This is a genomic window from Klebsiella sp. D5A, assembly GCF_001620885.1.
GTDB lineage: Bacteria > Pseudomonadota > Gammaproteobacteria > Enterobacterales > Enterobacteriaceae > Klebsiella > Klebsiella variicola.
Genome location: NZ_LOAR01000003.1, coordinates 106,008 through 127,116 on the forward strand (window position 1 = coordinate 106,008; position 21,109 = coordinate 127,116).

A 21,109-nucleotide genomic window follows, 5' to 3' on the forward strand; every position below is an offset into this window, starting at 1 on the left:
AGTCGGGTGAAATGTCTGTCGGCAGGCGTTCGTGGCGGGGTATCATCCCATCCCTCGCCGCGGATTGCATCGCCATTTTTGTAAAACAATTTCTGCAAACATGCTGTGGCGGATGCTGCCCGGCAGCGGAGAATAGCAGCCTGCTCTGGCCTGTCAATGGTCTGGCGGGAATTCTTCTTGCGGCTGCCAGACGGCCTGGCTATTTAATACGCGCAGGGTGGTGAAATCGTCGCGCATATCGAGGAGGCTCCAGGCGCCATGGGCAATCGGGAAATGCCACATCGCCGCCGCGGGCATCTGCAACAGCAGGGCCGTCAGCAGGCTCAGGACGCCCTGATGGCCGACAATCAGCAGGTGGTCAAGATGGCGGCAGTCGGCCAGCGTTGTGGTGAATTCGCTGACGCGGCGGGCAAAATTCTGAAAGCTTTCGCCATTGGTGGGGGCCGCGTGCTGCCAGTCAGCACACCACGCGGCATAGTTTTCCGCATCCTCTCGCTGAAGGTCGCGATGATGACGCATCTCCCAGTCGCCGAAAAACATTTCATTGAGCGCGGCATGGCACTCACGCGGGATATGGCGATCGCCAAGCAGCAGATCGGCCGTCCTCGCGGTTCTCGCCAGCTCGCTACAGATGACTTTGTCGAAAGGTACTGCCCGCAGCCGTTCGCCGAGCGCTCGCGCCTGGGCGACGCCGCGCGGCGTCAGAGGAGTGGGGGCGTGGCCGCTGTATAACCCGGCAACGTTGGCTTCGGTTTCGCCGTGGCGAACTAACCATAATTTCATGATGATGCTCAGACAGGCGGTGGAGACGTGGCGCTACGATAGCGCTTTTTTAGCATCAGGCCCAGTCCGGGGTCAGCAATAGAGTCCCTGCTCGCGGATGTAGTCCAGCACGGTGGCCGGCAGCATCTCGGCGCAGGATTCCCCGCGCTCGAGGCGCTGGCGGATAATCGTCGCCGAGATATCGAACCACGGCGTTTCCGCCAGGTAGATGGCCCCGGCGGGGCGGTTATGCAGGCGCTCTACGTCGTGGGTTAAGTGACGGTCCAGCCACTGCTGATCCGCGTCGTGCGCCATGGTCAGCGGGTAACCCGGACGGCGGCAGACGATCAGATGAACGTTATCAAGGATGGTTTCATAGCGGTGCCAGGTGGGGAAGGTGAGCAACGAATCCTGGCCGATGATAAACGCCAGCGGTTTTTCTGCCCCCTGCTCCTGCCGCCATGCCTGCAGCGTGTCTGCTGTCCAGGAGGGGGCGTCACGCTGCAACTCGCGTTCGTCGAGCGTGAACAGCGGTTTATCGGCAATCGCCAGCTTAAGCATATGCACGCGCTGGGCGCTGGTGGCTTCCGGCTGGGGACGGTGCGGCGGGACGTTGTTAGGCATGATGATGACCTTGCTCAGGCCAATCTGATTCGCCAGGATCTCGACCGGCTTGAGGTGACCATAATGCACCGGATCGAAGGTGCCGCCATAGATTGCCTGTAACTGAGTCATATCAACCATCAATAAAAACGTCCGCCAGGGCTTTGTGGCAGAGCAACAACGAAAGACTTTCCAGTTCGGGCCAGACGTCGTGCCCGTAATCCTGTTTAAAGGTCAGTTCCGCGCGGGTCAGGAGGGTCACCGCCTGGCGCAGCTGTTCCCCGCTCAGTCGGGCGAGGGCATCGCTGAGCAACTGACGGCGGTTTTGCCAGACCCGATGTTTATCAAACAGCGAGCGCAGCGTCGTGTGCGTCGACTGGCGTTTGAGCGTGACCAGCAGCAGCAGCTCCCGCTGTAGCGTACGCAGCAGGATCGCCGGCTCGCAGCCTTCAAGGCGGAGCTGTTGCAGAACATGTAGCACGCGCTTGCTTTTGCCTGCCAGTAGCGCATCGACCCAATGGTAAGGGGTAAAGTGGGCGGCATCGTTTACCGCCTGCTCAACCCGGGGCAGGGTCAGCTTACCGTCCGGCCAGAGCAGCGCCAGACGCTCCAGCGCCTGCGCCAGCGCCAGCAGATTACCTTCGTAACAGTAGCACAGCAGCTGACTGGCCGCGTCGTCGAGCTGCAGCTGATGCTGTTTGGCCCGGGCGGCCAGCCAGCGCGGCAGCTGCGCGTATTCCGGCGTCTGGCAACTGACCTGGACGGCCCGCTGCGCCAGGGCGGTAAGCCACGCGGCATTCTCCTGGGCTTTGGTCAGCTTATTCCCGCGAACTATCAGCAGCAGGTCGTCGTGCAGCAGGCCGATCAGGGTCGCCAGCTGTTCGTTGATCGCCGCGTTAGGGCCGTTTTCCGGCAGGATTAGCAGCAGCGTTTGCCGGCTGGAGAACAGACTCAACGCCTGGCTTAACGCGAAAATCGTCTGCCAGTCGGTACTGTTATCGATGGTGAAGGTGTGGTGCTCGGTAAAGCCCTGGGCGGCAGCGGCTTCGCGAATGGCGTCCTGGCTTTCCTGCAACAGCAGTGGATCGTTGCCAAGCAGCAGATAGGCCGCGCGCAGCCCTTCAGTGAGCTGCGCGCGGAGCTGTTCCGGGTACAACCGAATCATCATTGACCCAGAGTGGTGGAGACGCGGTTACCCGAGGAAGCCGGTGCCGTGCTGCCGGCGACCGGTTTCTCTTCCTGCTGGGTTGCTTCAACATCTGCAACCTGCACGCTCGGCAGCTTACGAATCAGCTGTTCCGCCGCTTTGTCGTACATTTCCTGGATAATCATATCCTGCTCGGCGTCTTTCGCTAACGCCGCCTGCGGGTTATCGAAGAACGAACGATAGACCTTGGTGGTAATCGGATAGATATCGTGACCCGGGATCAGGACGCTGGCATGAACGGTCATGACCATCTGATATTCCGCGGTACGACCATCCTGGAACACCGAGGCGGTATCTTTCTGAATCGACGAACCATCGAGGCGCAGAGAAGGAACATCTTTACGCAGCGTGCTGGCGTCGATCAGGTCCACGCCATTAAGACGCAGCTGATTACGTACCGCGCGACTTAACGGTCCGTTCGGATCGCTCGACTGAAGAATCATGGTTTTCATGGTGGTGGGCACCTTCGTAGTGCTACGCAGATGCCAGCCACAGCCGGCGGTGACAAGCACCGCCAGGGATAACAACATTGTTACCAGATATCGCACGCTTCCTCCCGCGCTTAGCCAACGACCAGATTGAGCAGTTTACCCGGAACGTAAATCACTTTACGCACGGTTTTACCGTCGAGATATTTCGCGACCAGATGCTCCTGGCCGGCGCGCTCGCGGACCTGCTCTTCAGTTGCATCTACCGCAACGGTAATTTTACCACGAACTTTGCCATTGACCTGGACGACGACGAGGGTGCTGTCTTCCACCATCGCGCTTTCATCCGCCACCGGCCACGGCGCGTTGTCGATATCGCCTTCGCCGTTCAGCTCGCGCCACAGGGTGAAGCTGGCGTGCGGGGTGAACGGGTTCAGCATACGCACCACCGCCAGCAGCGCTTCCTGCATCAGGGCACGATCCTGTTCGTCTTCCTGCGGCGCTTTCGCCAGCTTGTTCATCAGCTCCATGATCGCCGCGATGGCGGTGTTGAAGGTCTGACGACGGCCGATGTCATCGGTCACTTTGGCGATCGTTTTGTGAATATCGCGACGCAGCGCTTTCTGATCTTCACTCAGCGCCGCCACGTTCAGTGCCGCAACGTCCCCTTTGGTGGTGTGCTCGTAGACCAGTTTCCAGACGCGTTTCAGGAAGCGGTTAGCCCCTTCAACGCCAGATTCCTGCCACTCGAGGGTCATATCCGCCGGGGACGCAAACATCATGAACAGACGCACGGTATCCGCGCCATAACGCTCAACCATCACCTGCGGGTCGATGCCGTTGTTTTTCGACTTGGACATCTTGCTCATGCCGGTGTACACCAGCTCATGGCCTGCCGCGTCTTTCGCTTTCACGATGCGGCCTTTTTCGTCGCGCTCAACGATGGCGTCAACCGGGGAAACCCAGTTACGTTCGCCGTTTTCGCCTACATAGTAGAAGGCGTCAGCCAGCACCATACCCTGGCACAGCAGCTGCTTCGCCGGCTCATCGGAGTTGACCATGCCCGCGTCGCGCATCAGCTTGTGGAAGAAGCGGAAGTAGAGCAGGTGCATGATGGCGTGTTCGATACCGCCGATGTAGATATCTACCGGCAGCCAGTAGTTGGCCGCTTTCGAATCCAGCATCCCTTCCTGATACTGCGGGCAGGTGTAGCGCGCATAGTACCAGGAGGATTCCATAAAGGTGTCAAAGGTGTCGGTTTCACGCAGCGCCGGCTGACCGTTAACGGTGGTCTTCGCCCATTCAGGATCGGCTTTGATCGGGCTGGTGATGCCGTCCATGACCACATCTTCCGGCAGGATCACCGGCAGTTGATCTTCCGGGGTCGGCAGCACGGTGCCATCTTCCAGGGTCACCATAGGGATCGGCGCACCCCAGTAGCGTTGACGGGACACACCCCAGTCACGCAGACGGTAGTTAATTTTACGCTCGCCTACGCCCATGGCTGCCAGTTTGTCGGCAATGGCGTTGAAGCCGGCTTCATAATCGAGGCCGCTGAACTCGCCGGAGTTAAACAGGACGCCTTTCTCGGTCAGCGCCTGCGCGGAGAGATCCGGCTCGCTGCCGTCAGCGGCGAGGATAACCGGCTTGATGTTCAGACCGTACTTGCTGGCGAACTCATAGTCACGCTGGTCGTGACCCGGAACGGCCATGACCGCGCCGGTGCCGTATTCCATCAGCACGAAGTTTGCCGCCCAGACGGGAATTTCTTCGCCGGTCAGCGGGTGAATGGCTTTAAAGCCGGTATCGACGCCTTTTTTCTCCATCGTCGCCATGTCGGCTTCGGCCACTTTGGTATTACGGCATTCGTCGATAAAGGCAGCCAGCGCCGGATTGTTCGCTGCAGCCTGCTGCGCCAGCGGGTGACCCGCCGCGACGGCCAGGTAGGTGCAGCCCATGAAGGTGTCCGGACGGGTGGTGTAGACGGTCAGCTTATCGGCGTAGTTGTTGACGTCAAAGGAGATTTCCACCCCTTCGGAACGGCCGATCCAGTTGCGCTGCATGGTCTTCACGGTGTCTGGCCAGTGATCCAGTTTATCCAGATCGTTCAGCAGTTCATCGGCGTAGGCGGTGATTTTAATAAACCACTGCGGGATCTCTTTACGCTCGACTTTGGTATCGCAGCGCCAGCAGCAGCCGTCGATAACCTGTTCGTTGGCCAGTACGGTCTGGTCGTTCGGACACCAGTTCACCGCGGAGGTTTTCTTGTATACCAGCCCTTTTTTGTACAGCTCGGTGAAGAATTTCTGCTCCCAGCGGTAGTATTCCGGGGTGCAGGTCGCCAGCTCGCGGCTCCAGTCATAGCCAAAACCCAGCATTTTGAGCTGGTTTTTCATGTAGGCGATGTTGTCGTAGGTCCACGGCGCTGGCGCGGTGTTGTTTTTCACTGCCGCGCCTTCCGCCGGCAGACCAAACGCATCCCAGCCAATCGGCTGCAGGACGTTTTTGCCCAGCATACGCTGGTAGCGGGCAATCACGTCGCCGATGGTGTAGTTACGCACGTGACCCATGTGTAGTCGACCAGAAGGATAAGGAAGCATCGACAGGCAGTAATACTTCTCTTTGCTCTCGTCTTCAGTTACTTCAAATGTACGATTTTCGTCCCAGTGAAGCTGGACTTTCGATTCTATCTCTTCCGGGCGGTATTGCTCTTGCATGGCAGCCAGTGGTCCTGTTTTCAATACAGCTACAAAATGTAGCCAATGGATGTGTTATTTCAGATCGGCATAGCATAGCCCAAACGCCCCCGTCAAAACAGCCTTTCGCACATTAACATCGGCAAAAGCCGCGCTGATTATTTCGCGACTCTGTGGCTTGTCAGACACAGCGGGAGAGGAATAAGGTCTATTATCAGAAGACGTTAACCACACCGGAGGCGAAATGATGAACAAGGTTGCTCAATATTACCGTGAACTGGTCTCCTCGCTCAGCGAACGGCTCCGCCATGGAGAGCGCGATATCGACGCGCTGGTGACACAGGCGCGGGAAAAAATCGCCCGCGCCGGCGATCTCACGCAGAGCGAGATCGAGTCGGTGATTGCGGCAGTAAAACGCGATCTCGAGGAGTTTGCCCGCAGCTACGAAGAGAGTCATGAAGACGAGAGCGACAGCGTGTTTATGCGGGTGATCAAAGAGAGCCTGTGGCAGGAACTGGCTGATATCACCGACAAAACGCAGCTCGAGTGGCGCGAAGTCTTTCAGGATCTGAATCACCACGGCGTGTACCACAGCGGTGAGGTGGTCGGCCTGGGCAATCTGGTCTGCGAGAAGTGCCACTATCACCTGGCAGTGTATACCCCGGACGTGCTGCCGCGCTGTCCGAAGTGTGGCCACGATCAGTTCCAGCGTCGGCCCTTCGAACCCTAAGCGGTGCGAAAAACGATGCGCGAGGCTGCGCGCATCGTGGTTTGTCTTATTTCACGGTGTTGACTTCGGTGCTCTTGAAATACTGTTTCCCACCCATGTCGCTAACATATTTCTGCGATGAGTTGAGTACCAGTTTATCGGCGGTTAAGGTCCCGACGCCGCATTTCGCCAGGCCCAGTATGCCGCAACTTTTACCACCATTGACCACTTTGGTGGCGGTTAACGTCATATTGCCGCCCGCGCTGAGGGTGGAATAGTTGTAGATCGCGCCTTTATTTTTGGTATTTAAGGTCAGGTCGCCGGTGCTGCTGATCTGCCCTTCGTTGGTGATATCTGAGTAGGTCGTGATTGAAATATTCTTTGCATTGATAGTGCCATTGTTGCTTACCACGCCATGATCGGTGGTGATATCGGCCGCCTTCATATAACCATTTTGATTCAGCCAGTAGCTGTGGGCGGTAATGGCATTGGTGGCTTCCATGCGACCGCTGGTGCTTTGCGCCAGCGTACCGTTGGTCTGCAGATTGATATTTTCGCCGGTGATATTGCCGAGGTTATAGATTTCGCCCGTATTGGCGCTGCCGTCCTGCTTAAGGGACTGAACGGTGGTTTGGCCAGTAGAGTTAATGTTGCCGGTGTTTTTAAAGCTGTCGCCGACAAAGGTGAGGTTGGTGTTTTTGGCGCTGATTTTGCCTTCATTGAGGAAATCACCGATTGCCGTGGCGGTAATCTGGTTATTCGACAGCAGGGACGCTTTGGCCTCATTGCGGATTTTCCCGCCGCTGGTCAGGCTTAACCCGCTGGTGCCGGTCATCGTGCCTGAGTCGCCGTTGGTGATATTGCCGTTGGCGGAGGCAATCAGCTGGCCGCCGGAAAGAGAGCCGGTGTTAACGATATAGTCGCCGCTGGAAAGCATTAAATAATAGGCGCCAGCGATGCTGCCGTTATTGGTGATACCCGTGGCGGTGGAAACCTGGCTCAGCAAACCTTTGCCCGTTATTGTCCCTTTGTTTAGCAGGTTACCGTTGCTGGTGAGCTGCAGCGTGCTGTTAGCGACAATGGAGCCCTGGTTACGTACGCCAAAGCCGATGTTATTGCCGACCATGCTGATGCTGTTGGCGGTGATGCCGCCAAGGCTGCTGACGTCGATGCTGTACTGCGGGTTGATCGTCATTTCGATAAGCGTCGCTTGTTTACCTGCAGAGGTTATCGCGCCAGAGCTGTTATCCATGGTGAAGCGACCTGCGCTGACCAGGGCATTATTGGCCTGTACTTTACCGTTAATCTTAATCGCATCGGCGAGCAGAACCGCGTAGCCGTTAGCGGCGTTCATGCCATTTTCGCCGATGGTGAGGGTGCCGCCCGTTACGGTATAGCTGCCGATGGCGCCGTCACTGGTCATGTTGACTTTACCGGTGGTCAGGATGGCCTTGTTGGTATTGACAAAGCTACAGCCGGAGCAGGTAATGCCGTTCGGGTTGGCGATCACCACGTCCGCTTTCTGACCGTTAACTTCGATAAAGCCCTTCAGGCTACTGGCGTTTTTGGAGGTGACCTCGTTCAAAATCACCGAGGCGCTGCCGGCGGTCAGATTATTGTTACGGGCGATATTGCCAAAGGTGCTGTGGCTGACATCATCGCCGCTGTTATTGAGGATGGTGCCATTGGTGCCAACGTTGAAGTCGCGGTACAGGTTATGGGAGACACCTGCGGCGTTCGGCTTTTCAATATCAATAACCGTGGCGCCGGACGAATGCGTATAGCTGGTCGGGTCGGCATAAACCACCGACGAGGTTAATACTGCCGCCAGCGCGACATAAGAAGCTTTAAACTTAAACATTTCATTTATTCCTTTAAATTAAGATTAATAAACAACGTAGCTGAAAGGGTCAATAATGATTGAATTAATACCTCCACTGTAATGAAAAGCCCATATTCAGGGCGTCGCTATGAAACGTATCCGGTTTACTGAGCGGGGTGCTAATAAACAGATCGTATTGTGTTGACCATAGCTCGCCGCGCAGGCCGCTGACGGCGCCGGAAAGGACTTTGCCTTTTTGATACATATCGGCGCCAATAAGGCGACCCACATCCGCGCCCAGATAGAATTGCCGCTCAGAGGTAGGGAGATCCCAGATAAAATCGTTGCGCCAGTACCATCCCTGATTGCCGGACAGGCTGTTTTCACCGTCAAAACCGCGCACGCTCCAGCGACTGCCAATATTGAATTTATTATCGGAAGCGAGTTTGTCCGGGCTGAACTGGGCGCTCAAGCGGGGAGCCCAGGTAAATTTGTTGCCGGTGGCGTCAAATTTCATTAGCGCCTGCAGATTACCATGCACGATCCGCGACAGCGGGCTGTATAACCCGGCCTTTTCCTCCGGCGTTGGCGTTGAGCTGAGCCACGGCAGGCTGCGCTGGATGCCGATGCTGGCATCAACAATCTTTTTGTTAAAGTAGTGCTGGTGGTTGAGGGTGAACTCCCAGGCGGGTGTCTGCTTGCGCATCACCTGTAGCTCACTGCCGCCAAAGTAATAATGCGAGGTACTTTTGGCGATCCGCAGGTCGGCGGTGGTTTTTTGCTGTCGGGTGTGGGAGAGCAGACGACTCAGCGTGGCGCTGTAGTAGCGATTCTTGCTCTTATAGTCCATCGTCGACCAGTTGCCGTTAAACTGCTGGCGATACTGGCTGTATGCCCCGTAGGCGCTGAGTGTCCAGTAGCCGAAGGGGATGGAGTAATACAGGCTGCCGTTGTGGTTGCCGTCGTTATGCTGATTGAATTCAATATCGCCCCCGCCGGAAAGGTACAGGATATCGTTGAGGGTGGTCAGGTCGTAGAGATAGAGGGCGCCGCCGGCCTGGTAGCGGCCGCTGGCTTTGCTGCCGGCGTCGTCAAGCCAGGCGCCAAGCTGCCATTTTTTCGCCAGGCTGCGGGCAATCTGGATATCGCTTTCCCCCTCGTGCTGCCCCGGCAGCAGTTTCATGTGCGCCGTCGCGCCGGGCAGACGCTGCAGATTGGCCATCCCCTGCTCAAGATCGCTTAAGCGCAGGATTGTGCCGGAAGAGGTTGGCAGTGAATTCCACAGGCGGGTGGTGTCTGAGCCGTCGGCATAGCCGATAGCGCCCACTTTGCCATAGTGCAGCGTCAGCCTGAGCATGCCGTGCTCCAGCGACTGGGAGGGCACATCAATCAGCGAGGTGATGTAGCCTTGCGCAATCAGCTCGTTTTGCAAGGTATAGGCCAGCAGGCGAATACCTTCGCTGCCGAGGCAGCGGCCCTGCGCCTGCTGCGCGGTTTTCGCCAGTAATTTCCGGGTGAGCGCCTGGTTATCGGAGTCGATATCGACCCGGTTGATCAATTTACAATGCGTTTCCTCAGGGAAAGGGATACCCTGCGGCGCCACGCGCTGTTGTGAAGACTGAAAGTCCTGTTGCTGTGGCGCCAGCGCCTCCTGGCGGGCTTTATCCTGTTCCGTCTGGTGAGCCGAGGTGGTCAACTGTGCGGCCCCGGCGGCTGAGGTGCCCGCCAGAGTGATAAACAGTAGCCCGGTGAGCGTGCGAGATCGAATTAACATGAAGCAATATCCATTTGTTTCATTGGTTCGGTGGCGCATCCGTTATTCTGCGTGCGGCAGAGAATATTGATGGCCTTTATTTCGCGCAGGCGAGGTCAGGCAAGAATATTATATTCAATTAATAAAATAATCGTGCGACGAACCTGTTACGAGGCGTTATATGCTAGCGGCGGTAGTGAAGCAGATCCACGAATTCATTAGTGAATTCTTTATGAATTGATCAATTTAATAAATAAGTTCAGCTTTTATCACTGAGGTTTATTTGGTACGTAAATGATAGTAGCGATAACCGGCCGCATAAATAATATAGAAGAATAATATGGCGGGAAAGATAAGCTGCGCATACCGGGCGGTATGCGCAGCGAATAACGATTAATGCAGAATTTTGGCGAGGAAATCTTTGGCGCGATCGGATTGCGGATTGGCAAAGAAGGCTTCTTTATCGGCATCTTCGACAATCTTCCCTTCATCCATAAAGATCACCCGGTTCGCCACCTTGCGGGCAAAACCCATTTCATGGGTCACGACCATCATGGTCATCCCCTCGTTGGCCAGTTCGACCATGACGTCCAGCACCTCGTTAATCATCTCCGGGTCAAGCGCTGAGGTGGGCTCATCAAACAGCATAGCGATCGGGTCCATACACAGGGCACGGGCAATGGCCACGCGCTGCTGCTGACCACCGGAGAGCTGCGCCGGATATTTTTCCGCATGCGCCGCCAGGCCAACGCGCTCCAGCAATTTGAGGCCTTTCTTGCGCGCTGATGCTTTATCGCGGTTAAGCACTTTGACCTGCGCCAGCGTCAGGTTGTCGATAATCGACAGATGAGGGAACAGTTCAAAATGCTGAAAGACCATTCCGACGTGCGAACGCAGTTTAGCCAGGTTGGTCTTTTTATCGTTAACCACGGTGCCGTCGACGATAATCTGCCCCTGTTGCACAGGCTCAAGGCCGTTTACGGTTTTAATCAGCGTGGATTTACCGGAGCCTGACGGCCCGCAGACCACCACGACTTCACCTTTTTTCACTTCCGTGGAGCAATCGGTCAGCACCTGAAAGTGACCATACCATTTTGAAACGTTTTTCAGGGTAATCATTACACAGTCCTTTTCTTCAACCAGCTGACCAACAGCGAGGCGCTGAGGCTAATCACAAAATAGACGCCGCCCGCGAACAGGATCATTTCGACCTGGGTTCCGTCACGCTCGCCAATGGTGGAGGCGGTACGGAAGAAGTCGGCGAGGCTCAATACATACACCAGCGAGGTATCCTGGAACAGGACGATCCCCTGGGTAAGCAGCAGCGGTACCATGGCGCGGAAGGCCTGCGGCAGGATCACCAGCCGCATTGACTGCCAGTGGGTCATCCCCAGCGCCAACGCGGCGCCGGACTGGCCGCGGGAGATGCTCTGGATGCCAGCGCGGATAATCTCTGAGTAGTAGGCGGCTTCGAACATCGAAAAGGCCACCATCGCCGAGATCAGGCGAATATCCGTTTTCGGCGACAGCCCCAGCACGTTCTGCAGGAAGCCCGGGACAATCAGGTAGAACCACAGCAGGACCATCACCAGCGGGATAGAACGGAATACGTTAACGTAGGTTTTAGCAAACCAGGCCAGCGGCAGAAAACTGGACAGGCGCATCACCGCCAGCAGGGTGCCCCAGACGATACCGACCACGATGGCGATCACCGTAATCTTCAGGGTGATCACCAGCCCTGCCAGCAGATAGGGCATAGACGGAACGATCGAACTCCAGTCAAAATCGTACATTATTTGCCTCCCATATTGCCAGGCAGGCGAACCTTACGCTCGACCACATACATAATCAGCATAATCACCGCGTTGATGAAGACGTAGGCCAGGGTGATGGCCGTAAAAGACTCCCAGGCATGAGCGGAGTAGTCCAGCAGTTTGCCCGCCTGCGCGGCCATATCGGCAAGACCGATGGTGGAGGCGATGGCCGAGTTTTTCACCAGGTTCATCATTTCCGAGGTCATCGGCGGCACGATAACGCGGTAGGCGTTCGGCAGCAGCACGTAGCGGTAGGTTTGCGGCAGGGTCAGGCCCATCGCCAGACCGGCGTTCTTCTGCCCGCGCGGCAGCGACTGAATGGCGGCGCGTACCTGCTCGCAGACGCGGGCGGCGGTAAACAGCCCCAGGCACAGCATGGAGGAGACAAAGAACTGAATGTTTGGGTCCAGCTCCGATTTAAACCACATGCCGATATTTTCCGGCAGGAATTCCGGCACCACCAGGTACCAGGTAAAGAACTGCACGATCAGCGGCACGTTGCGAAACAGTTCGACATAGCAGGTGCCAATGCCCGAGAGGAAGCGATTGGGGACCGTGCGTAAAATGCCAAACAGTGAGCCGACGAGAAAAGCGATGATCCAGGCCGAGATGGAGAGGGCGACGGTTATCTGAAAACCGCTCCACAGCCAGCCCAGGTAGGTAGTGTTGCCGAAGGGGGCCTGTTGCAGGAATATCCCCCAGTTCCAGTCTATTGACATACATGACTCCTGGAAAAAAAAGGGTAGCCATTGCTACCCTCGAAGACGGTTGTCCAGCTTGTTTCGGTATTCGCGGCGGCTGGGGAACGACCAGCCACCGTATAGTCTGTCCGTGCTGTGACAATCATCGGGAGGGCAGGATATCCCGCCCCTGGTTGTTATAATTAGTTCAGTGCTTTGTCATTAGGTGATTTGAACAGCGCTTTCATGTCGTCAGACAGTTCGAAGTTCAGGTTAAGGTTTTTCGGCGGAATTGGATTTTTGAACCATTTATCAAACCATTTCGCCGCTTCGCCAGAGGTCTGAGCCTGAGCAACGGTTTCATCGACCAGCGCTTTGAACGACGGATCGTCTTTACGCAGCATGCAGCCATAGGCTTCTTTCGACTGTGCGGTGCCGACGATTTCCCAGTTATCCGGTTTCTTCGCCTTGGCGCGTTCGCCGGCCAGCAGAGCGTCATCCATCATAAAGGCCACGGCGCGTCCGCTTTCCAGGGTGCGGAAAGAGTCGCCATGATCTTTGGCGCTGATAATGCGCATATTCATTTTTTTCTCATCGTTCAGCTTATGCAGCAGGATCTCTGAGGTGGTTCCGGAGGTGACAACGACCGCTTTATCCTTCAGGTCCGGGAAATCTTTGATCGGACCGCCTTTCTTCACCAGCAGACGGGTGCCGACCACGAAGATGGTATCGGAGAAGGCCGCCTGTTTCTGGCGCTCAAGGTTGTTGGTGGTTGAGCCGCACTCGAAATCAAAGGTGCCATTCTGCAGCAGCGGGATACGGTTCTGCGAGGTGACAGGGATCAGTTTGACCTGCAGGTCCGGCTTGTTCAGCTTTTTCTTGATGGCATCAACGATGGCGTTGGAGTAGTCCTGAGAGTAGCCCACAACCTTCTGCTGGTTATCGTAGTAAGAGAACGGGACTGAAGATTCACGATGGCCGACAACGATAACCCCATTTTTGGCGATCTTATCCAGGGTGCTCTGGCCTGCCGCCGGGGCGGCATCTTCTGCGTGTGCCAGACCGGCGGTCACACCCATGACCAGCATTGCGGCGGCCAGTTTACGTAATTGCATATCCAACTCCTTATCCGTAGCGTCAGCGGCGCTATTGATACCCATTGTGATTGTGTGTGTTGTTATTCGAGGCACGCGTCCACGTGCCGCATTTGTATGTGTTTGTTAGCATTTAGTTTGGCTTAATGTAAAGATTTTGCTGTTTTATTGTTTATTTTTGCGAAGTGCTCCGCACCAATGGGAGGCAAAGATCTTCCATTGCACCAAAATAGCGCGACCGCCGAACGTTTATGGTGCAACCCGGTTGCACTGGGTCGGACGATGGCGCTACCAGGGAGAATAAAGCAATGACTGTGCCAGGATGGCTGGCGCGGGGAGAAAAATGCCGGCGACGGGCGTCGCCGGCGGAGAAACTTATCGGCGACGCTGACGCAGGCTCATCAGTAGCGCAGCGAAGCCAAACAGCGCCGTCAGCGCCCATAGCGGCCAGTTGCCGGTGCGGGCGTAAGGGGTTAAGCCGCTGGTGGGCGTCACGGTGGTGGTCAACACCTCGCGGGTAAACTGCGGGATCATCTTCTGGATCTCGCCGCGCGGGCCGATCACCGCAGTAATGCCGTTGTTGGTGCTGCGCAGGAGTGGGCGGGCCAGCTCCAGGGCGCGCATCCGCGCCATCTGGAAGTGTTGCCACGGACCGATGGACTTACCGAACCAGGCGTCGTTGGAGATGGTCAGCAGGAAGTCGGTGTCCGGCCGGAAGTTATCGCGTACCTGTTCCCCGAGGATGATCTCGTAGCAGATGGCGGCGGTCAGCTTCAGGTTATGCGCCATCAACTGCGGCTGCACGTAGGGGCCGCGGCTGAAGGAGGACATTGGCAGGTCAAAGAACGGCGCCAGCGGACGCAGAATCGATTCCAGCGGCACAAACTCACCGAACGGCACCAGATGGTTCTTGTTGTAACGGTTGGTCGAGTCGTAGCGGTACGGGTTATCTTTACCGAGGGTAATGATGGTGTTGTAGGTATCGTAGCGGTTCTGCTTATTGAGACGCGCATCGACAATGCCGGTGATCAGCGAACTGTCTTTTGCGCGCAGCAGATCGTCCATCATGCTGAGGAACTGCTGCTGGTTGATCTCCAGATCCGGGATCGCCGACTCGGGCCAGATAATCAGCTGCGAGTGGCCGATATGCGGCTGGGTCAGCGCCAGGTAGGTTTTCAGGGTGTTGACCAGCTGCTTCTCGTCCCACTTCATGGCCTGTGGGATATCGCCTTGCACCAGCGAGACCTGGGTCGCGCGCTCCGGCAGCAGCTGATACCACTGGATATAGCGCAGCGGGAACGGCAGGGCGAACAGCAGCGCGGCAATAGCCAGCGGCTTCCAGTTGCGCTGGACGAGGGCCAGGGCCAGCAGGCCGCTAACCATCATCAGCAGGAAGTTGATCGCCTCGACGCCCATCACCGGCGCGAGACCTTTCAGCGGGCCGTCGATCTGGCTGTAGCCGAACTGCAGCCACGGGAAGCCGGTCAGCACCCAGCCGCGCAGGAACTCGGTGATTTGCCAGACGACGGGGGCGGCGATAGCCACCCGCAGCCAGCTGGTTTTGGGCCACAGCCGGGAGAGCAGGCCGGCAAACAGGCCGGTATAGAGCGAGAGATAGGCCGCCAGCAGAACGACGAGGAAGACGTTAACCGGACCTGGCATACCGCCGAATTGCGCGATGCTGACATAGACCCAGTTGATACCGGTGCCAAACAGCCCGAATCCCCAGAAATAGCCGATCCCGGCGCTTTGCAGCGGGCGTCGGTTGAGGGTCAACGCCTGCAGACCGATCAGCGAAACGATAGCTGCCGGCCAGAAGTCATAAGGTGAAAAAGCCAGCGTTCCGCTGGCTCCGAATAGCAGCGCCAGCAGCAGACGTACGCGCTGGCGTTCAAGAAGAGAGGCAAATACCATTTAGGCTAATCGTCCCGTAAATTAACGCCTGTTGCCACAGGCTATGCTGTTTGCCAGCAGGGGGAGGGGACAGCCGGGGATCGCCCACGGTCTGTCTCCCGGCTGGCCGTGACCTTCAGCGCCGCGGCTTACTCTTCCAGCTTCGGCTGGGGAGCGTCATCGGGCAGCTTTACATGCACCTGAATGATACGACGGCTATCTGCCATTGCCACCTTGAATTGGTAACCATCAATGTCGATAGATTCGCCGCGGGCCGGCAGATGGCCGAAGGCCTGCATCACCAGCCCGCCAATGGTATCCACTTCTTCATCGCTGAAGTGCGTGTCGAAGGCGTCGTTGAAGTCTTCGATGGAGGCCAGAGCGCGCACCGTCCAGGTGTGGCGGCTCAGCTGGCGGAAATCGATATCTTCTTCTTCGTCGTATTCGTCTTCAATTTCCCCGACGATGAGCTCAAGGATATCCTCGATGGTCACCAGGCCGGAGACGCCGCCGAATTCGTCAATAACGATCGCCATATGGTAGCGCTGTGAGCGAAACTCTTTCAGCATGCGGTCGACCCGCTTGCTTTCCGGGACGACAACCGCCGGCCGTAACACTTTTTCCATGCTGAAGGCTTCGGCGTCGCTGCGCATAAACGGCAGCAGATCCTTGGCCATCAGAATCCCTTCGATGTGATCTTTATCTTCACTGATGACCGGGAAACGCGAGTGGGCGGATTCGATAATGACATCCAGGCACTCGTCCAGCGTCTGGTTACGTTTCAGGGTTATCATTTGTGAACGGGGGATCATAATGTCGCGGACCCGCTGGTCGGCGATATCCATTACCCCTTCGAGCATGTCACGCGTATCTTCATCGATAAGATCGTTCTGCCCGGAATCACGGATCAGCGCCAGCAGTTCATCACGGTTTTTCGGTTCCCCGTGAAAAAGCTGGCTGAGTAACAGGGAGAAAAATCCCTTTTTGCTGTTTACTGTGTCACTACTGTGTGAATTGTCGTCGCTCATGGCGTCGTTTGGGTTCTCATGTTGATTTAACTGTCGCTCGTCGCGCGTAAACTCAGCGCCGGACGGCATGGGTTGCCTGACGTTCAGGCTGGCAAAATGCAGGAACAGCGGCCGGATGCGGCGCAAGCGCCGCCATCCGGCAGGGGGCTATTCAGCAATCTTCTCGGAAATGTACGGGTCCTCATAGCCCAGAGCAAGCATTATCTCTGTTTCAAGGCCTTCCATCTCTTCCGCTTCGTCGTCTTCGATATGATCGTAGCCCAGCAGATGCAGGCTGCCGTGCACCACCATATGCGCCCAGTGCGCCTCCAGCGGTTTACCTTGCTCGCTGGCTTCCTGCTCCACCACCTGACGGCAGATGATCAGATCGCCGAGCAGCGGCATTTCAATCCCCGGCGGCGCTTCAAACGGGAAGGAGAGGACGTTGGTCGGCTTATCCTTGCCGCGGTAGGTCAGGTTCAGCTCGTGGCTTTCTGCAACATCGACCAGACGAATCGTTAACTCTGACTCCTCCTGAAATGGCGGAATGACGGCATCGACCCAGCGCTGAAAAAGGGCTTCGTCCGGCAGGCCGCTGGTCTCTTCGCAGGCCAGCTGTAAATCGAGGATCACCTGACTCATTTTTGCTCCTGTTCCTGGGCTTCGCGTTTGCGCTCGGCGGCCAGTTCTGCTTTACGTTTCTGGTCTGCGGCTTCCCACGCCTCATAGGCGTTAACGATACGGGCAACCACCGGATGGCGCACCACGTCTTCGCTATGGAAGAAGTTAAAGCTGATCTCATCGACTTCGGCCAGCACTTCGATGGCGTGGCGCAGACCGGATTTGGTGCTGCGCGGCAGGTCAATCTGCGTGATGTCGCCGGTGATCACCGCCTTTGAGTTAAAGCCGATGCGGGTCAGGAACATCTTCATCTGTTCGATGGTGGTGTTCTGGCTTTCATCAAGAATGATAAAGGCGTCATTCAGCGTTCGTCCGCGCATATAGGCCAGCGGGGCCACTTCGATGACGTTACGCTCAATCAGCTTCTCCACTTTCTCAAAGCCGAGCATCTCAAACAGCGCGTCATACAGCGGGCGCAGATATGGGTCGACTTTCTGGCTCAGATCGCCGGGCAGGAAGCCGAGCTTTTCGCCAGCCTCGACGGCCGGACGGGTCAGCAGAATACGGCGGATCTCCTGACGCTCCAGCGCATCGACCGCCGCCGCCACCGCCAGATAGGTTTTACCCGTCCCCGCCGGACCCACGCCGAAAGTGATGTCATGATCGAGGATATTGGCGATGTACTGCGCCTGGTTCGGCGTACGCGGTTTGATCACCCCGCGCTTGGTCTTGATATTGACGGCTTTCCCGTACTCCGGCACGCTCTCGGCGCTCTGCTCCAGCACGCGCGCCTCTTTGATCGCCAGATGGATCTGCTCCGGCTCAATATCCTGAATCTGACCGCGCATCGGCGCCGTATCGACATACAGGCTGCGCAGAATATCGGCGGCGGCGTGTACGCAAATAGCGCGTCCGGTCAGTTTAAAGTGATTGTCACGGCGGTTGATCTCAATGCCTAACCGACGCTCCAGCTGTTTGATGTTGTCGTCAAACGGGCCGCACAAGGCTAACAGGCGTGCGTTATCCGCTGGCTCCAGGGTAATTTCACGAGTGTCTATGTTCAAACTGTTCCTCTTTACGCAGGTGGCCGGACGCGGCGCGTGGCCGGCTAATCAGGAAATTATTTACGTCACAGGAAAATGGCGCAAGCATTGCTGTAGATATAGGGACGGAGAGAGGAATTACAAGGCCTGCCGGAACCGACAGGCCTGAAGGGATCACGGCTGATAGATACCCACGCCAAGATCGTTCTCTTTACGGGTGCGGGCAATCACTGATTCAGGTGATTCAGCGATACGCAGACCCATCTCCGCCTCGGTACGCACGATTTTGCCGCGCAGCGAGTTGGTGTAAACATCGACGATTTCAACATCGACGAATTTACCGACCATATCCGGCGTACCTTCGAAGTTGACCACGCGGTTGTTCTCGGTGCGCCCGGAAAGCTCCATCAGGCTCTTACGCGACGTGCCTTCCACCAGAATGCGCTGTACCGTGCCGAGCATGCGACGACTCCAGGCCATCGCCTGCTGGTTGATTCGCTCCTGCAGAATATACAGACGCTGCTTTTTATCCTCCTCCGGCACGTCATCGACCATATCGGCCGCCGGGGTGCCCGAACGAGCGGAGAAGATAAAGCTGTAGCTCATATCGAAATTGACGTCGGCGATAAGCTTCATCGTCTTTTCGAAATCGTCTGTGGTTTCGCCGGGGAAGCCGACAATAAAGTCAGAGCTTATCTGAATATCCGGGCGCGCCTCACGCAGCTTGCGAATAATCGCTTTGTACTCCAGCGCGGTATGGGTGCGTCCCATCAGATTCAGAACCCGGTCAGAACCGCTCTGCACCGGCAGGTGCAGGAAGCTCACCAGTTCCGGCGTATCGCGATAGACCTCGATGATATCGTCGGTAAATTCGATCGGGTGGCTGGTGGTGAAGCGAATACGATCGATGCCGTCGATGGCGGCGACCAGACGCAGCAGATCGGCAAAGCTGCCGGTGGTGCCGTCGTAATTCTCACCGCGCCAGGCGTTAACGTTCTGGCCCAGCAGATTGACCTCACGCACGCCCTGCGCCGCCAGCTGGGCGATTTCAAACAGGATATCGTCGCACGGACGGCTGACCTCTTCTCCGCGGGTGTACGGCACCACGCAGTAGGTACAGTATTTGTTGCAGCCTTCCATAATCGAAACAAAGGCGGTCGGGCCGTCGGCGCGCGGCTCTGGCAGGCGATCGAACTTTTCAATTTCCGGGAAGCTGATATCCACCACCGGGCTGCGGTTGCCGCGCACGGCGTTAATCATCTCCGGCAGGCGGTGCAGGGTTTGCGGCCCGAAAATAATATCGACATAGTGTGCGCGCTGACGAATATGGTCGCCTTCCTGGGAGGCCACGCAGCCGCCAACGCCAATAATCAGGTCCGGGTTTTTCTCTTTCAGCAGCTTCCAGCGTCCGAGCTGATGGAAAACTTTTTCCTGGGCCTTCTCACGAATTGAGCAGGTATTGAGCAACAGCACATCTGCTTCTTCCGCCACTTCGGTCAGTTGATACCCATGTGTCGCATCCAGCAGATCGGCCATCTTTGATGAATCATACTCGTTCATCTGACAGCCCCAGGTTTTAATATGGAGTTTTTTTGTCATTGACTTGCTCATGCTCAGTAATAGATATCCAAAACGCGGGGATATATACAGGGTGAATTTCGCTTTCCAGGGCGCGTATTGTAATGCTTTGGTCGCCCCCTGACCAGTGCGAGCGTTATCACCGCAAGGGAACAAAAAATCCGGTAAACTTAACGGATTCTGCTTTAAGGATAATAGCCATGACAATTCACGCAACAGATGTCGCCATCGTGGGCGGCGGCATGGTCGGCGGCGCCCTGGCGTTGGGGCTGGCGCAACAGGGATTTACCGTGACGGTGCTTGAGAAAACGGCGCCTCCGGCTTTCGATCCGGCATCCGCCCCGGATGTGCGGATCTCGGCTATCAGCGCAGCTTCGGTCGGCCTGCTGAAGAGCCTCGGCGTCTGGGATGCCGTACGGGCGATGCGCGTCCACGCTTATCGTCGTCTGGAGACCTGGGAGTGGGAGAGCGCGCACGTCGCCTTTGACGCCGCTGAGCTCAAACTGCCGGAGCTGGGCTACATGGTCGAGAACAAGGTCCTGCAATGGGGCCTCTGGCAAGCGCTGGCGGCGCATGAAGGGGTCACCCTGCGCGTTGGTAGCGAACTGGAGGCGATGCAGCGCGGCGAGGCGCATACCGCGCTGTATTTACGCGAGGGAGAGGCGATCCACGCCCGGCTGGTGATCGGCGCCGACGGCGCCAATTCCCAGGTGCGGGAGATGGCCGGCATCGGCGTACACGCCTGGCAATATCAGCAGTCCTGTATGCTGATCAGCGTCGAATGCGTCGACGATCCCGGCGACAGCACCTGGCAGCAGTTTACCCCCAGCGGGCCGCGCGCCTTCCTGCCGCTGTTCGACCACTGGGCCTCGCTGGTCTGGTACGACACTCCGGCGCGGATCCGTCAGCTGCAGGGCATGACCATGGCGCAACTCCAGCAGGAGATCGCCAGTCACTTTCCGGCGCGGCTGGGTCGTGTGACGCCGCAGGCGGCCGGCGCTTTTCCGCTCACCCGGCGTCATGCGCTGCAGTATGTCCAGCCCGGCCTGGCGCTGGTGGGCGATGCGGCGCATACCATTCATCCGCTGGCGGGGCAGGGGGTTAACCTTGGCTACCGCGATGTGGATGCCCTGCTGGAGATCCTGGCGGAAGCGCGCGGTCGCGGCGAAGACTGGGCCAGCCTGCCGGTGCTGAAGCGCTACCAGGCGCGGCGGCGAGCGGATAATTTTATCATGCAGTCGGGGATGGATCTGTTTTATGCCGGTTTCAGCAATGACCTGGCGCCGGTGCGGATGCTGCGTAATATTGGCCTGATGGCGGCTGAACGCGCCGGGGTGTTGAAGCGTCAGGCGCTGAAGTATGCCTTAGGCTTGTAAAACCGGCTTCCCGGGCAGGGGCG

The 21,109-nt window shown here is 57.1% G+C and carries 18 protein-coding genes; 2 read left to right on the plus strand and 16 right to left on the minus strand.

Going from position 1 to position 21,109, the window contains the following annotated elements; genetic code table 11:
* Positions 1-153 precede the first annotated feature (153 nt).
* The 5 genes from AS136_RS04040 to leuS all read right to left on the minus strand — a co-directional run bounded on the left by AS136_RS04040 (position 154) and on the right by leuS (position 5,717).
* The gene (locus AS136_RS04040; RefSeq protein WP_012542458.1) at positions 154-783 is read right to left on the minus strand and encodes an adenosylcobalamin/alpha-ribazole phosphatase; all 630 of its coding nucleotides are present in this window, start codon (positions 781-783) and stop codon (positions 154-156) included.
* Positions 784-855: 72 nt separating this feature from the next.
* On the minus strand, positions 856-1,506 hold the full coding sequence (gene nadD / locus AS136_RS04045; protein WP_063266670.1) for a nicotinate-nucleotide adenylyltransferase: 651 nt from the start codon (positions 1,504-1,506) through the stop codon (positions 856-858).
* Positions 1,499-2,530, minus strand: coding sequence for a DNA polymerase III subunit delta (gene holA / locus AS136_RS04050; RefSeq protein WP_032732691.1), 1,032 nt, complete (start codon positions 2,528-2,530; stop codon positions 1,499-1,501). The genes nadD and holA overlap by 8 nt, the downstream gene beginning before the upstream one ends.
* Entirely contained in the window at positions 2,530-3,120 is a 591-nt protein-coding gene (gene lptE, locus AS136_RS04055; RefSeq protein WP_008805640.1) for an LPS assembly lipoprotein LptE, read from the minus strand. The genes holA and lptE overlap by 1 nt, the downstream gene beginning before the upstream one ends.
* Positions 3,121-3,134: 14 nt before the next feature.
* On the minus strand, positions 3,135-5,717 hold the full coding sequence (gene leuS / locus AS136_RS04060; protein WP_012542455.1) for a leucine--tRNA ligase: 2,583 nt from the start codon (positions 5,715-5,717) through the stop codon (positions 3,135-3,137).
* A 226-nt stretch (positions 5,718-5,943) separates the two neighbouring features.
* Here leuS and AS136_RS04065 point away from each other — a divergent pair, with 226 nt between their 5' ends.
* Positions 5,944-6,426, plus strand: coding sequence for a zinc ribbon-containing protein (locus AS136_RS04065; protein ID WP_032691348.1), 483 nt, complete (start codon positions 5,944-5,946; stop codon positions 6,424-6,426).
* 46 nt (positions 6,427-6,472) lie between these two features.
* Here the strand turns inward: AS136_RS04065 and AS136_RS04070 are convergent, their stop codons facing one another.
* The 11 genes from AS136_RS04070 to miaB all read right to left on the minus strand — a co-directional run bounded on the left by AS136_RS04070 (position 6,473) and on the right by miaB (position 19,731).
* Complete coding sequence (locus tag AS136_RS04070) at positions 6,473-8,266, minus strand: filamentous hemagglutinin N-terminal domain-containing protein (protein WP_023322232.1); 1,794 nt, start codon at positions 8,264-8,266, stop codon at positions 6,473-6,475.
* Positions 8,267-8,330: 64 nt separating this feature from the next.
* On the minus strand, positions 8,331-10,001 hold the full coding sequence (locus AS136_RS04075) for a ShlB/FhaC/HecB family hemolysin secretion/activation protein (RefSeq protein WP_023322233.1): 1,671 nt from the start codon (positions 9,999-10,001) through the stop codon (positions 8,331-8,333).
* A gap of 372 nt (positions 10,002-10,373) precedes the next feature.
* Positions 10,374-11,099, minus strand: coding sequence for an amino acid ABC transporter ATP-binding protein (locus AS136_RS04080; RefSeq protein ID WP_008805645.1), 726 nt, complete (start codon positions 11,097-11,099; stop codon positions 10,374-10,376).
* Positions 11,099-11,773, minus strand: coding sequence for a glutamate/aspartate ABC transporter permease GltK (gene gltK, locus AS136_RS04085; RefSeq protein WP_012542451.1), 675 nt, complete (start codon positions 11,771-11,773; stop codon positions 11,099-11,101). Before gltK ends, AS136_RS04080 begins: the two co-directional genes overlap by 1 nt.
* Positions 11,773-12,513 (minus strand): amino acid ABC transporter permease, encoded by a 741-nt coding sequence (locus AS136_RS04090; protein ID WP_002894709.1) that lies wholly within the window; start codon positions 12,511-12,513, stop codon positions 11,773-11,775. The genes gltK and AS136_RS04090 overlap by 1 nt, the downstream gene beginning before the upstream one ends.
* A 164-nt stretch (positions 12,514-12,677) precedes the next feature.
* Complete coding sequence (locus tag AS136_RS04095) at positions 12,678-13,589, minus strand: amino acid ABC transporter substrate-binding protein (protein WP_012542450.1); 912 nt, start codon at positions 13,587-13,589, stop codon at positions 12,678-12,680.
* Between the two features lie 354 nt (positions 13,590-13,943).
* Entirely contained in the window at positions 13,944-15,482 is a 1,539-nt protein-coding gene (gene lnt, locus AS136_RS04100) for an apolipoprotein N-acyltransferase (RefSeq protein ID WP_012542449.1), read from the minus strand.
* A 128-nt stretch (positions 15,483-15,610) separates the two neighbouring features.
* Complete coding sequence (gene corC / locus AS136_RS04105) at positions 15,611-16,489, minus strand: CNNM family magnesium/cobalt transport protein CorC (protein WP_004197606.1); 879 nt, start codon at positions 16,487-16,489, stop codon at positions 15,611-15,613.
* Positions 16,490-16,636: 147 nt separating this feature from the next.
* On the minus strand, positions 16,637-17,110 hold the full coding sequence (gene ybeY / locus AS136_RS04110) for an rRNA maturation RNase YbeY (RefSeq protein ID WP_002894722.1): 474 nt from the start codon (positions 17,108-17,110) through the stop codon (positions 16,637-16,639).
* Complete coding sequence (locus AS136_RS04115; protein WP_008805649.1) at positions 17,107-18,153, minus strand: PhoH family protein; 1,047 nt, start codon at positions 18,151-18,153, stop codon at positions 17,107-17,109. Before AS136_RS04115 ends, ybeY begins: the two co-directional genes overlap by 4 nt.
* Positions 18,154-18,306: 153 nt before the next feature.
* Positions 18,307-19,731 (minus strand): tRNA (N6-isopentenyl adenosine(37)-C2)-methylthiotransferase MiaB, encoded by a 1,425-nt coding sequence (gene miaB / locus AS136_RS04120; RefSeq protein ID WP_063266671.1) that lies wholly within the window; start codon positions 19,729-19,731, stop codon positions 18,307-18,309.
* A 179-nt stretch (positions 19,732-19,910) separates the two neighbouring features.
* Between miaB and ubiF the strand changes: the two genes are divergently transcribed.
* Positions 19,911-21,086 (plus strand): 3-demethoxyubiquinol 3-hydroxylase, encoded by a 1,176-nt coding sequence (gene ubiF, locus AS136_RS04125; protein WP_023322234.1) that lies wholly within the window; start codon positions 19,911-19,913, stop codon positions 21,084-21,086.
* The last annotated feature ends 23 nt before the right edge of the window (positions 21,087-21,109 follow it).